The 12,972-nt window shown below is 68.8% G+C and carries 13 protein-coding genes; 7 read left to right on the top strand and 6 right to left on the bottom strand.

Features of this window, described 5'->3' with window-relative positions; genetic code table 11:
• The first annotated feature begins 249 nt into the window (after positions 1-249).
• Entirely contained in the window at positions 250-1,677 is a 1,428-nt protein-coding gene (locus VZQ01_RS13550; RefSeq protein ID WP_426748027.1) for a serine/threonine-protein kinase, read from the top strand.
• 14 nt (positions 1,678-1,691) lie between these two features.
• On the opposite strand, the gene VZQ01_RS13545 is transcribed toward VZQ01_RS13550, so the two are convergent.
• The 3 genes from VZQ01_RS13545 to VZQ01_RS13535 are packed head-to-tail and all read right to left on the bottom strand — an operon-like array spanning position 1,692 to position 4,642.
• Positions 1,692-2,801, bottom strand: coding sequence for a glycosyltransferase family 4 protein (locus VZQ01_RS13545; protein WP_426748961.1), 1,110 nt, complete (start codon positions 2,799-2,801; stop codon positions 1,692-1,694).
• Positions 2,802-2,827: 26 nt separating this feature from the next.
• Positions 2,828-3,970 (bottom strand): glycosyltransferase, encoded by a 1,143-nt coding sequence (locus VZQ01_RS13540; RefSeq protein WP_408888047.1) that lies wholly within the window; start codon positions 3,968-3,970, stop codon positions 2,828-2,830.
• A gap of 3 nt (positions 3,971-3,973) precedes the next feature.
• On the bottom strand, positions 3,974-4,642 hold the full coding sequence (locus VZQ01_RS13535; RefSeq protein ID WP_141323392.1) for a class I SAM-dependent methyltransferase: 669 nt from the start codon (positions 4,640-4,642) through the stop codon (positions 3,974-3,976).
• Between the two features lie 234 nt (positions 4,643-4,876).
• On the opposite strand from VZQ01_RS13535, the gene VZQ01_RS13530 reads away from it, so the two are divergent.
• From VZQ01_RS13530 to VZQ01_RS13505, 6 genes are all read left to right on the top strand, one after another.
• On the top strand, positions 4,877-6,394 hold the full coding sequence (locus VZQ01_RS13530; protein WP_426748026.1) for an oligosaccharide flippase family protein: 1,518 nt from the start codon (positions 4,877-4,879) through the stop codon (positions 6,392-6,394).
• 17 nt (positions 6,395-6,411) lie between these two features.
• Complete coding sequence (locus VZQ01_RS13525; protein WP_426748025.1) at positions 6,412-7,362, top strand: glycosyltransferase family 2 protein; 951 nt, start codon at positions 6,412-6,414, stop codon at positions 7,360-7,362.
• A gap of 4 nt (positions 7,363-7,366) precedes the next feature.
• The gene (locus VZQ01_RS13520) at positions 7,367-8,284 is read left to right on the top strand and encodes a glycosyltransferase family 2 protein (RefSeq protein ID WP_223783468.1); all 918 of its coding nucleotides are present in this window, start codon (positions 7,367-7,369) and stop codon (positions 8,282-8,284) included.
• Positions 8,285-8,416: 132 nt separating this feature from the next.
• Positions 8,417-9,445: an ROK family protein gene (locus VZQ01_RS13515; RefSeq protein WP_426748024.1), complete on the top strand. Its 1,029-nt coding sequence runs from the start codon at positions 8,417-8,419 to the stop codon at positions 9,443-9,445.
• A gap of 236 nt (positions 9,446-9,681) precedes the next feature.
• Positions 9,682-9,861 (top strand): hypothetical protein, encoded by a 180-nt coding sequence (locus VZQ01_RS13510; protein ID WP_426748023.1) that lies wholly within the window; start codon positions 9,682-9,684, stop codon positions 9,859-9,861.
• Between the two features lie 29 nt (positions 9,862-9,890).
• Positions 9,891-10,181: a hypothetical protein gene (locus tag VZQ01_RS13505; RefSeq protein WP_426748022.1), complete on the top strand. Its 291-nt coding sequence runs from the start codon at positions 9,891-9,893 to the stop codon at positions 10,179-10,181.
• Here VZQ01_RS13505 and VZQ01_RS13500 read toward each other — a convergent pair.
• The 3 genes from VZQ01_RS13500 to VZQ01_RS13490 are packed head-to-tail and all read right to left on the bottom strand — an operon-like array spanning position 10,163 to position 12,966.
• On the bottom strand, positions 10,163-11,236 hold the full coding sequence (locus tag VZQ01_RS13500; RefSeq protein WP_223783465.1) for an acyltransferase family protein: 1,074 nt from the start codon (positions 11,234-11,236) through the stop codon (positions 10,163-10,165). The genes VZQ01_RS13505 and VZQ01_RS13500 overlap by 19 nt on opposite strands.
• A gap of 9 nt (positions 11,237-11,245) precedes the next feature.
• Positions 11,246-12,208, bottom strand: coding sequence for a glycosyltransferase (locus VZQ01_RS13495; RefSeq protein WP_408888044.1), 963 nt, complete (start codon positions 12,206-12,208; stop codon positions 11,246-11,248).
• On the bottom strand, positions 12,205-12,966 hold the full coding sequence (locus VZQ01_RS13490; protein WP_426748020.1) for an FkbM family methyltransferase: 762 nt from the start codon (positions 12,964-12,966) through the stop codon (positions 12,205-12,207). The genes VZQ01_RS13495 and VZQ01_RS13490 overlap by 4 nt, the downstream gene beginning before the upstream one ends.
• Positions 12,967-12,972: the final 6 nt, after the last annotated feature.

Here is a 12,972-nt window from a genome sequence, read left to right as displayed (position 1 = left end):
CCGAGCCGTTGGGAGACCCGCGGGTGAGATGGCTTCCGGCCTGCTTGCCGGGCCATGATGCGAGCGACGATGAGTCCTGCGCGTAAATGTCCTCGCTGTGGTGCGAACCACAGGCCGGGAGTGACGGTGTGCCCGCGCGAGGTCTTTCGTGCGGGTGTCGCCGCTGGCGCGGGGGCGTACCGCTCCGAGTCGCGTGACGACACGGATGAGGCCACGTTCAAGCGAGGCCGGCAGACGCGCACGGAGGTCGTGCGGCCGCTGGTGGCGAAGGCTCCCGCGGGCGACATGACGTGGGAGGACTCCGTCACGCGCGACGTGCTCGTGGGCACGAAGGTGGGCGACTACCTCATCAAGCGCCGCATCGGCCATGGCGGCATGGGCATCGTCTACGAGGGCGAGCACGCCGTCATCGGTCGCCGGGTGGCCGTGAAGGTGATCCGCCCGGACTACGTCGAGGGCGGTCGCGCCAGGGACCTGGCCACGGAGGCGCGCTCGGCGGCGGCCATCCGTCATCGCGGCATCATCGACATCTTCGGCTTCGGCACCATCCCCGACGTGGGCCAGTACCTGGTGATGGAGTACCTGGACGGTGCGCCGTTGGACGAGGTGCTGCTCCAGCGCGCGCCGATGCTGGAGGTGGAGGTCATCCGCATTCTCGATGCGCTGTTGAGCGCGCTGGGCGCGGCGCACGGCGTGGGCGTCATCCACCGCGACCTCAAGCCCGGCAACGTGTTCCTGGTGCGTGAGGGGGATGGCTCGGAGTCGGTGAAGGTGCTCGACTTCGGCATCGCGAAGCGCAGCGAGGCGCCGTACGGGAGCACGCCGCAGACGCACGCCAACGCGTTGGTGGGGACGCCGGAGTACATCGCGCCGGAGCAGGCCTGTGGTCAGCAGGTGAGTCCGCAGACGGACCTGTACGCGGTGGGGGTGATGGCCTTCGAGATGCTCACGAAGCGGCTTCCCTTCGAGGGGGAGTCGGCGATGGGTATCGTGTTGCAGCATGTCCGCACGCCGCCGCCGCCCGTGTCGCGTTATAGGGAGGTGAATGCCTCGCTGGCGGCACTGGTGGCGCGGCTCTTGGAGAAGGCTCCCTCGGCGCGGCCCGCGTCGGCGGAGGCGGTGCGTCGGGAGCTGAAGGGCATCCTCGCGAGCTTCTCGGAAGGGGCCACGCGGCTCTCCATGGCGCCGTTGCAGGCGCCTCCCAAGGCGAAGGTGCGGCGGGCGAGGATGCCTGAGCGTCGCGCCCCGGCTGCGGATTCGGACCAGCGGACGAATGTGGAAGCGCCCACGATGTTGCTGGAGCAGACGGCGTTGGACCACCGCACGGTGCGTCCTCGGCGTTCGCGCAAGTGGTGGATGGGCGGAGCGCTGGCGCTGGTGCTGGTGGTCGGAGGCTGGGCGTTCCTGTCACAGGCGCGAGCGGCCTCCATGCGTCGCCAGTCGACTCCGGCGCTGGTGAGCGAGGTGCCAGGGACGGGCACCGTGGTGCTCAGGGTGAGCGGACCTCCGCTGAGGGAGGTGCTCGTGAACGGGAAGAGTCACGGGGAGCGCTACGTGCTCGAGCTGCCCGAGGGCATCCATCGGCTGGAGGTGCGGGGCCGGGATGCCGCGACGACGTACAGCGGCTCGCTGGAGATTCACGCGGGCGCGTTCATCGAGCACCACGTCACGCTGTGAGCCGTGTGTCGGTTTCAGCGCAAGAGGTGCTGATACGCGTCCAGGATGGTTCGACCGTGAGCCTTCCACGTGAAGCGCGCCGCGCGAGCGAGGCGGGCGTCTAGTGGAGGCGGGGACAGCTTCCCCGAGAGAAGCGCGTCAACGGTCATCGTCCACGCAGCGAGGTCGCCGACAGGGCAGTAGAGACACGTGTCCGCGCCCACTTCGCGCAGCACGGGCAAGTCACTCGCCACCACTGGGACGCCGCAGGCGAGGGCCTCAATGAGGGGCAGGCCGAAGCCCTCGGCCTCGCTCGTGATGAGCACGGCCTTCGCACGTCGGTACATGCCCGCGAGCGTGGCGCGAGCCTGGAAGGGCGGCTGCACCAGCGCATCACCCATTCCCAGTCGCGCGACCTGCTCTCGCTGCGCCGCATTCAGCGCGCCACCTTGCTGGACGAGCCGCAGGTCCGGGTGCCGTGCGCGCAGCGCGGCGAACACTTCGAAGAGGACGTCCAGTCGCTTGCGTGGAATCGCGCTCCCGACGTGCAACAGATACGGCCGTCCACCGAGGGACGCGAGCACCTGTTCGCTCTGGTCGCCAGCGACGGGCTCGGGCCTGTACTCCGGCGAGGTTCCGAGAGGCGCCCAGACCAGGCGCGCGGGGTCGACGAGTCCGTGGGCGAGGAGCTCATCACGAACGGCCTGGGAGTTGTGGAAGACGATGGCGGCGCGCTCGAGACCACGGAGCTGTGCCCGTGCCAGGAGTCGGAACCACGCGGGCCGCTGCTCACGGTGTGGCTCCACGACGGAGCGAAACGCATCCAGGTCGTGACAGTAGACCCCCGTGCGCGAAGCCGGGAGCGCGTGGACGAGCTGGGCATAGCTGTGGTCCACGACATGGAAGGCGTCGAACCAGGGCCGCGAGAGCAGCGCCCGAGCCGGGTAGAGACCGAAGCGGGTCAGCAGCCGGTCCACATTGAACGCGGCATTCCGCGCGCCCACTCCAGGCACCCGTCGCGCCACGGAGGGGATGGGGGGACGAAGCGCATGCGCGGAGACTTCGGAAGGGTGTGCAGCGAGCTCCTCCAGGAGCGCCTCGCCCACCAGGTCCATGCTGTGCCAGCCCTCCTCACGAGGGTCCATCAGCACCGCGAGCTCGAGTGACGTCTTCACGAGCGACTCCCGATATCCGAGAGGAGCGTCTCCACGGTGTGCTCCAGCGCGAAGCGCTCCCGATACAGCCGAGCCGCGCGCTCACCGAGCGCCACGGGTTCCTCCGGCCGAGCGAGGAGCCGTTCGGCGACTTCAATCATCGCACCGGGGCTCGTGTCACCCGCAAGGGCGACGGCGTGCGACTCACGCCAGAGCGGCTCCGTCAGGAGTCCCGTCTGCGTGACGAGCGCGCGGCCCAGCGCAAGTCCCGCCATGGCGGACGTGCGTCGGGTGCTGACCCCATCCGGGTAGGGCTGGATCAACGCGTCCATCGCGGACAGATGGGCCGCAAGCTCCAAAGGCGCGAGGTCCTCGCGCGCGACGATTCGCGCGGTGAGCCCGGGATGTTGCTCGCCCAGCTCCCGCGCGACGTGACGACTGCCTCGGCCCAACAGCAGGAACCGCCGCCGCTCGTCCGCGCGCAGCAGCGACACGAGCACCGTCTCGAGCGGCCCGCGAATCGCGGCTCCATAGGTTCCGAAGTGGCCCAGCCAGAGGCCCGCGTCCAACTCCTCGCGCACCGCGCGCACGAGGTCCTCGGGCACCTCCGTGGGCAGCGTGCTGGGAACCGGTCTCCATTCCGCGCGTCCGCGAAGCGCGGAGGGCAGATGGTCCGCCCAGGTGGGAATGGAGACGAACATGCGCCGAGCGTCCCGGGCCACCAGTCGCGCCATCACACGGGTGACGCCCGCGAGCACCTGGTGCCGCACGGGCGAAGCCAGACTCCACGGGTAGACAATCTCGTGGAAGAACACCCAGCGCTCGTCCTGCACCCGTGAGGAGAACCAGGCGCAGAATGGCACGTTCATCGCCTTCATCCCGAAGGCATGCGGCACATACTGGAGCAGCAACCGCCGAGGTCCGGGACACCGGTCCAGCTCACGCGTCAGCCGGACCAGGCCCGGTGGAGTGAAGGTCCCGGGGATGCGGTGGACCGTGACGCCCTGCTCGTCGAGCGTGCCCGTGTCACCGGGAGCCCAGACGTGGACCCGCTGACCTCGGAGCGCGAGCCCCCGGGCGACGAGGGCCGTGTAGTCACTGACGCCGCCGGGCTGGGGCGGATACTCACCCGTGAGCAGATGCCACGTGGGGGCCTCCACGGCTCAGGAGGCCTCCATGTCGCGGACGGCGAAGAGCTGGAAGGCGAGCTGCGGAACACGCGTCGCCAGCGGCTCGGTGAGGATGGACAGGCGGCTGCCCAGGCGCGCGGGCCGGATGCGCGGCAGCGCGAAGTCTCCGCGCAGCGGCTTCAGGCCGCTCATGCCGGTGACACGGTAGCCGCGCAGCTCGAAGTCATAGACCTCCCAACCCGAGCGGTGCACCTGGTGCACGTTGTTGTCCCACTCGTCCTGCGGCAGGAAGCCGTTGGGCGTGAAGATGACGACGCGCTTGCGTGCGAGCGACTCCATCATCTCCAGCAGCCGATAGCCCTCGGGTTTGTCGAAGTGCTCGATGACGTCGAGCGCGATGACCGCGTCGAAGCTCTTGGGCGCGAAGTGCTGCCCCACCTGGAGCAGGTCCAGTTGGTGGTACTCCTGATGGATGCCCGCGGCGCGGCTGCGCTCGATGCTCGCGGTGTAGCCATCGACGCCGACGGTGCGCGAGAACTCGCGGGAGATGTGCTTCAGGGGCGAGCCCGAGCCACAGCCGATGTCGAGCACGCTGTCGCAGGTGCCCACGAGCGTCTCTCTCAGCGTGCGGTGGAACACCTCGTGCTCGGCGACGAGGACCTCGCGCTTGAGGAACTGGAAGAGGGATGGGCTCGGTGACATGGCGGGCGGACCGTAGCCTCGCGCCTTCCTGGGTGGCAACCACGAGTGCGGCACCCGGGCGACCGAGCGGGCCCTGGTCCTCTGGTGACCCACGCGGCACACGCGCGTGTCGCTTGTGAGGGGAGAGGTGCCTCGCTAGCATCGAGCCCTCATTCGAGCCTCGAGCGCGGGTGGGTGCCGTCCACGCAGGCCGGCCTTCTCACCGCGGCCCGGAAGCAGTCAGCCCCCATTGCGATGAATGCGACCGCGGCACCCCAGGTGGACACCGGCGAGGTCAAGGCCCGTGCCCTGAAGGGCATGGTCGTCCTCGTGCTGCGCACCGTGGCCTCGCAAGGGCTGCGGGTCATCAGCGCGCTGGCGCTCTCCCGGCTGTTGTTCCCCTCGGACTACGGCTTGTTCGGCATCGTCGCCTACGCCAGCTCGCTAGGGGTGTTCCTGGGCGACCTGGGCCTGAGCGCCGCGCTGGTGCGTCAGTCGCATGCGCCCACCCAGGACGAGACCTTCACCATCTTCTGGAGCCACCAGGCCCTCACCGCCGTCATCGTGGCCGCGGTGTGTGCGATGGCGCCGGTGCTCACCGAGGGCTACGCGCTGGGCGCGGAAGCCGTGCCGATGGTCTGGGCCATGGCGCTGGGATTGTTCCTGTCGTCGCTGCGCGTGATTCCGTTGATGGCGTTGGAGCGGAAGCTCGCGTTCCCGACCATCGCGCGAGCGGAGCTGGTGGAGAACGTGGCGCAGGTGGCCGGCACCCTGGCCCTGGCGGCGGCGGGGATGGGGGCCTGGGCGTTGGTGGTGGGCTCGCTCATCCGAGGCGCCGTGGGGCTCGTCTGCATCGCGTGGGCGTCCCCGTGGCGTCCGAGCGGGACTTTCCAGCGGGACGTGTTGAAGCGGCTGCTGGGATACGGGCTGGCGTTCCAACTGCCTCCGCTGGTGGCGGCGCTGGTCGCGGGCTGGGTGCCCTTGGTGGTGGGGCAGGTGCTGGGCAAGGACGTGGTGGGGTTGGTGAACTGGGCCTGGGCGCTCGCCTCCACGCCGATGATGCTGAGCGTGGTCCTCAACCGTGTGGCCTTCCCCGCGTACTGCCGGATGCAGGACGACCCGAGCGGGTTCGCGGAGTATCTCAAGACGTCGCTCCGGCGGCTGTCCGCGGCGCTGCTGCTGACGTTGCCGGTGGCGGTGCTGGGGATGCCGGTGTTGGTGCCGCTGTTCTTCGGTCAGCGCTGGATTGCCGCGGTGCCGCTGGTGCAGTGGTTCACGCTGGAGTGTCTGCTCATCACGCTCACGGGGCTGTTGGCCACGGCGCAGAACGCGGGCGGGCGGCCCTGGGAGCGCTTCGCGGTGGTGGTGGGCGTGGGCGTGGCGAAGTGGAGTCTCGGCACCTGGGCCATCCATCGCTGGGGGCTGGAGGGAATCGGACCGGTGGGCCTGGTGGTGTCGATGCTGGAGGTCGGGGTGACGGCGTGGCGCGTGTCGCACCTGAACCCGGGGCTGCGAGGGTTGATGTGGCAGGTCGTGGAGCCGCTGGTCTCGGTGGGCTTCCTGCTGGCGGTGTCGGCGCTGGTGGCCTGGAGGTGGGGCCCCGAGGGGGATTGGGCGCGGTGGGGCGTGGGCGGGGTGTTGTTCCTGTTGCTCGTCCTCGCGCGGGAGTTGCTGCCGGGGCTGCGCTCCATGGTGGGCGAGGTGCGAGACATCATCGAGTTCGTCCGGGCGCGACGCGCGGCCCGGTCCGCGCCGGCGAGCCCGGCGTCATGAAGGACGTGAGGCATTCGATGTCGAAGCCCGACCTGGTCATCTCCATCGTCAACCACAGCAACCCGGAGCTGCTGCACGACTGCCTGCGGACGCTGTACGCGACGACGCGCGAGTGCACCTTCGAGGTGTGGGTGGTGGACAACGCCACGGATGGACGGGGCGTGGAGGCGATGCGGCGCGACTTCCCGCAGGTGCGCTGGCTCTTCAACACCGCGCGCAAGGGGTTCTCCGCCAATCACAACCAGGTGCTGCGGCAGGCCTCGGGGCGCTACTTCTGCATCTTCAATGACGACACCATCGTGCACGAGGGGGCGTTCGACTCGCTCGTGCGGTTCATGGATGAGAACCCGCGGGTGGGGATGGCGGGCGCGCGGCTGTTGAACGCGGATGGCACCATCCAGAACTGCACCTTCCGGCCGATGTCGTTGTCGGGGCAGTTGTTCGACCTGGTGTTCCTGCCGCGTCCGTTGCACTTCTTGAAACGCAAGGACATCGACCCGGCGCAGTACGGGCACGAGGAGGCCCGAGTGAACTGGGTACTCGGCGCGTGCATCGTGGTGCGCGAGGAGACGCTGGCGGAGGTGGGGCTGCTCGACGAGGCAATGTCGCCCCTGGGGAACACGGAGGACACGGACTGGTGTGTCCGGGCGTGGAAGGCGGGCTGGGAGGTGGCCTTCTGTCCCGAGGCGGTGATTACGCACCTGACGAGCCGCTCGTTCCGTCCCTCGGCCACGGGTCCGGACAAGGTGCGCGTGGAGCTGTGGCGCACGCGGGTGGCGTACTTCCGCAAGCATCACGGTCGGATGCGCGAGTGGATGCTGCGCGCCATCTTGGTGGGGACGCTGCCGTACAACTCGCTGGTGCTGACGCAGACGTTGCTGCGAGGGCGCATGGAGTTGAGGGAGTATCGGCGGCAGCTCGCCACGTTCCTGCGCATCTCCGAGATGGGGCTGCGGACGCGGGTCTGAGGACATGCCCTTCTTCTCCATCGTCATCCCCACGTACAACCGGGCACGGCTGTTGGAGCGGACGCTGGCGTCGGTGTTCGCGCAGGAGGAGCGGGACTACGAGGTGCTCGTCGTGGACGACGGCTCCACGGACGACACGCTGGAGGTCCTGTCGCGGCTGGGCGAGCGCGTGAGGGTGCTCCAGCAGGTGAACGCGGGACCGGGAGTCGCGCGCAACCGGGGCATCGAGGCGGCCCGGGGCGAGTACGTGGTGTTCCTGGACAGTGACGACCTGTGGTTCCCGTGGACGCTGTCGTCGTATCGGCAGGTGATCGAGGAGCACGGGAGTCCGACGGTGGTGATGGGCACGTCGGTGACCTTCCGTGACGAGTCGGAGCTGGCGCGGGTGGTCCGTGAGCCCGTGCGCGCGTCACCGTTCGCGGACTATCTGGCGAGCGCCCTGGACCGGACGCCGCGCACGGCCTGTGTGCTGGCGGTGCGGACGGAGGCGCTGCGAAAGGTGGAGGGCTTCACGCCGCTGCGCATCGTCGCGGAGGACTACGACCTGCTGTTCCGGTTGGGGACGGAGCGGGGCTTCGCGTGGGTGCGCTCGCCGGTGATGGTGGGCTATCGCCAGCACCACGGCTCCGAGTCGACGATGCTGGAGGCGGCGCATCAGGGCATGGCGTACCAGTTGATGCAGGAGCGACTGGGCCGCTATCCCGGAGGCCCTGAGCGCAGGCGCGAGCGGCTGGAGATGTTGCTGTACGCCACGCGGCACGTGTCACACGTGATGGTGGACCATCAGCGGATGGACCTCGCGCTGGACTTGTACTGGCGGGGGCTGCCGTTCCATCGGGAGGTTCCCCGGTGGCGCTATCTGTTGGGGTTCCTGCCCAAGGTGGCGGTGAGGCGGCTGGCGCACGTCGTGCGCCGTCGCTGAGTCCGGCCGAGCGGCCAGGGCCTTGTCCGTCTTGAGTCTCTCCACAGCAGGCGGCCCTACGGGCTGCCGGACGGAGCGAGGTCTGCGCATCTTCCGAGGGACGTTTGTGTGGCCCTTGCTCGGAGGCTGGACATGGATCGGGTCCGTTCGAAGAGGACGGTGGCGTCTCGCAGGTCGCGAACTCCGCGACGCGGGAAGGTGTGGGGAGGCATCGACCTGGGCGGGACGAAGATCGAAGCCGTGGTCATCGACGGGCACGGCAAGCCGATAGGTCACGCGAGGCATCCGACGCCCACGCAGGGCGAGCCGGAGGACGTGGTGCGCGAGATGTACGGCGCGCTGGAGGACGCGGTGCAGACGGCGGGGCTGCGGCTGACGCGATTGGGAGGCGTCGGCGTGGGGGCGCCTGGGGCGGTGGATGCGAACGCGGGGACGCTGGCGCGGGTGAGCAACGTGGGGCGTGGATGGACGGCTCCGTTTCCGCTGGCGGGGAGTCTGTCCGAGCTGACCCGAGGTGAGGTGGTGTTGGGCAACGACGTCCAGGTGGCGGTGGCGGCGGAGTATCGGCTGGGGGCGGGGCGTCCCTATCGCTCGGTGCTGGGGGTGTGGTGGGGCACTGGGGTGGGGGGAGGATTGGTGTTGGACGGTGTTCCCTGGCGAGGCCGAGGGGCGGCCGGAGAGATTGGCCACATGGTGGTGAAGCCCGGAGGGGCGCGGTGTGGATGTGGCCGGCGGGGTTGCATGGAGGCGTACGCCGGACGCGGAAACCTGGAGCGTGACGCGCGTAAAGCGGAGGAGAAGGGCGAGAAGACGCAGTTGTTCGAGCTGATGCGCAAGAAGCAGCGCACTCGGTTGACGAGCAGCATCTGGAAGAAGGCGTTGGAGGAGGAGGACGCGCTGGCCACGAAGCTCATCGAGCGCGCGGTGCACATGCTGGGTGTCGGAATCGCGTCGGCCATCAACCTGCTGGACGTGGAGGCCGTCATCCTGGGCGGAGGATTGGGCTCACGCCTGGGCGCCAGATACGCCGGGCTGATTCACGAGGCCATGAGCCCCCATGTCTTCATGACGGAGCGACAGCCGCCGGTGCTGGTTGCGGAACTGGGTGAGCTCTCAGGCGCGATTGGCGCGGCGCTGCTGGTCGAGCCTGACGTGACGTAGTCCGTGCCACTCGTTCTTGGGTCGAGCGGCACAGGTCCGACGAGAGCGCCGCGGGTGTGTGGACACTGCTCCGCTGCGCCGGGCAGAATCACGTCACGTGGACAGTCCGCGTGAACGCTCGACGCGAGGGGACCGTGTACACCAAGGACGCCTTCTCGACGGTCGCTCTTTCAGGCGGGGTGCTGCTCGGATTGATTGGGATTCTGGGGATGCGCGTGTTTGTGGGAGCCGCCGTCATGGGGCGATGGCCCCTGGGGTGGCGGGAGTGGGGGCAGTTCATGTTCCTGCTCGGGGGCATCAAGTCTCGCCGCTTCCAGTTGTTAGGCATCGCGTGGTTCTTCGTGTGCGGGGCCCTCGCGTTCGGGTTCATCATCGCGGTGATGCTCTACGGCCAGCGGACATACGGTTGGCCGTGAAGACCGATGACGCAAGAGTGTGAGGCGAAATGGATGCCAGAACCCTGGTGACCTTTCTTGCGTTCTCTGGCGGGACTGCAATCGGTCTGATGGGAATCTTGGGGATGCGTGTCTTGGCCGCGGTCGCGGTCACGGGCCAATGGCCGCAGAAGCGCAGCGACTGGGTGGAGTATGTGGTTTTCGTGACGGGCCCGGTTCGGCGTCCGCGCTTCCAGCTCTACTCGATACTCTGGTTCCTGGGATGCGGCGCGGCCTCGATGGTCTTCACCGTGGGCGTGATGCTGTTGGGGCGATGGCTGGGTCAGACCGGCCTTGATTGAACCCGAGGCTCCACGTGGGGCTTCACGGGTTTGAGCCGGATGCAGGGGTGCTCGACGAGTCGCCAGGACAAGACGGCGAGCAGGAGCGTGGGGAGGAACGCCAGGGTTGCGTTCAACCACCACGGCGTGGCGCCGTTCATCAGCGCCGCCACCGCCTGCTGCACCGGAAACGCGTAGATGTAGAGCCCGTACGAGAAGTCCCCGTAGCGCCCGAAGCTCGCGAGCCGGCTCGGGAGGAATGCGAGGTAGACCACCAGGTACGCGCCACAGGAGCCCATGGCGATGGACAGCCCCTTGCCCAGCAGTGACGTGGCCACGAGCACCAGCACACAGCCCGCGGCGATCCACGGGCTCATTCTCACGCGCTCGCGCCAGAGATAGAGCACCAGCCCGCCCCCGAAGGCGAGCCCCAGGTTCGGCCAGAACCCCAGCCGCCCGATGTGCAGCAGCGACAACCCCGCCGTGACACACCACCCGACCAGCGCCAATTCCTTGCGCAACAACCCCGTGACGCCCAGGCCCAGCACGAGCAGGTAGAAGCCCACCTCGTACTTCAGCGTCCACAGCGAGCCGTTGACGGCTCCTGGGTACACGTTCCCCTCGAACACCCCGGGCAACATCCACTGCGGCTCCACCAGGGTGAAGTTGCGCAGGATGAACGTGTACGTGTCCTTCGACGTGAAGTACTCCGCCAGCGGGGACGCGGTGAACACGGCGCCGAGCACGAAGACAGTCAGTAACAGCGACACCGCGAGCCCGGGGAAGATTCGCAGCGTGCGCGCCAGGAGGTACGCTCGAACGTCGGGCCTGCGCTCCCAGCTCCGTGTGATGAGCACGCCGCTGATGACCAGGAACACCGCCACACAGACCAGCCCGAGCGAGAGCTGTCCGCGCGTGAAGTCCATCAATGGCTCGGGAGCCTTCGCGGCGCCTTCGCCCAATGGGAACGCATGGCTGACGATGACGCCCGTGGCCGCGGCGAAGCGCAGGAAGTCCAGGTTGTTCCCCCGGCCTTCGAGACACTCACCCAAGGTGCGACGTGACCGGAGCGCCATGAGCGTCAATCAGCGCGACTCGTGCAGTTGCGCATACGGGCCCTGCACCTGCGCCCAGCGGCTCGCCAGCACGAACAACACCTCGCGCACCGAGTCTCCCCGGAGCGCCAGCGCCGGACTCGCGAGTCCCGCTCCCACCAGCCGCGCGCACTCCTTGAGTCGGGATAGCGCTCCCATGCGTCGTCCCAGGTAGCGGGCCTCGAGTGTCTTCTCGCTGCGCACCACGCCCATGATGAGCCGGATGAAGTAGCGCGTCTCGAAGCGGCTGCTCGGGATGACGTGCCAGACCTTCAGCGTGGGCCCGTAGATGCGACGATGGCCCGCCTTGCCCAGCAGGTACCCGAGCTCGATGTCCTCCCCACTCACCATCAGCTTCCCCAGCCGGCCCGGCATGAGTCGCTCGGGCGTGCGCCAAGGGACCGCGTCCAATATCGCCGAGCGGCGCATCCACAGCCCCGCGCCAATCGTCGGCGCGAGCGTCGCCTCCGCTCCGAAGTCGATGAGCGCATCCCCCATCCGGTGGTTGATGGCCAGCAGGTGCTCGCGCCGCGAGATGCTCGGCGGAGGCGGCGTCTCGTACCGGGGATAGATGCGCGACACCACCATGCCGACGCCCGCGTCCTCGAAGTGCGCCAGCCCGTCGGCGATGAAGTTCGGCTCGGGGATGTTGTCGTCATCCAGGAAGCAGATGACCTCGCGCCGCGCGTTGTGGATTCCGCACAGGCGCGCGAAGAGCAACCCCTGGCGAGGCTCGGGGACCACGCGCACGTCCACGCCCCGGCGACGCAGCTCCGCGACGGACGCGCTCTCCTCCACCACGCGCGCCGTGCCGTCCGAGGAGTTGTTGTCCACCACCACCACCTCGAAGCACCCGCTCGGCGCCTGCTGCTCGACCAGGGCCTGCAGCGGCGCCTCCACGCGCCGGGCTCCGTTGTACGTGGGGATGACCACCGTCGCGCCCGGCGAACTCATGGACGCGCCTCGGCCTCACGAGGACGCGCCCAGAGCAGCCCGTTCACCTCGCTGCTCCAGATGCCTTGCGTGACTTCGTAGCCCAGCGCCGCGAGCCGCTGCTCGCACCAGACCTTGCCGTCCGGCCGCTCCCGGGTGCGATGCCACTCCATGATGAGCGTGCGGATCTTCAGGCGCGCGAACCGAGGGTCCTCCAGCAGCGCGTACTCCCCGCCCTCGATGTCCATCTTGAGCAGGTCGATGGGCTCGTCGCCGATGGCCTCGAAGAAGTCGACCAGCGGCACGCGCAGCGAGCGCCCCTCGCTCGCATCCACGATGGTGGACGCGCTCTCCGCGTCGAGCAGGCCCACCTCACCGGCGCTCACACCCGCCGCCGCTCGGTGCAGGGACACTCGCGGCGTCAGTGCGTTGAGCGCCAGGTTGCGCTCCAGCATCGCCAGATGGACGGGGTGCGGCTCGAAGGCGACGACGTGCGCGCGCGGGTAGTGCTTCGCCCAGAACAGCAGCGAGTGTCCGCAGTTCGCTCCGACATCGACGATGCGCAGCGTGGTGTCCGTCCGCACGGAGAACGGGGGACGGTAGACCTCCGCGACGAACATCTCGTACGCCGTGGTCAGGTCCTCGGCGGGAGGCGGCCTCAGGGAGAGCTTCTCCCCCGAGCGCAGCTTCACCGTCACCTCACGCCCCAGCGGCATCGCCCGCCAGGCGAGATACCGGAGCTGGCTCAGCGGCGTCAGGTGGTCTCTCAGTCGTTGCATGGCATT

Source organism: Myxococcus faecalis, assembly GCF_050039385.1.
Lineage (GTDB): Bacteria > Myxococcota > Myxococcia > Myxococcales > Myxococcaceae > Myxococcus > Myxococcus fulvus.
The sequence above is the reverse complement of the archived record's forward strand: the minus strand, read 5'-3'. Positions and strand labels throughout refer to the sequence as shown.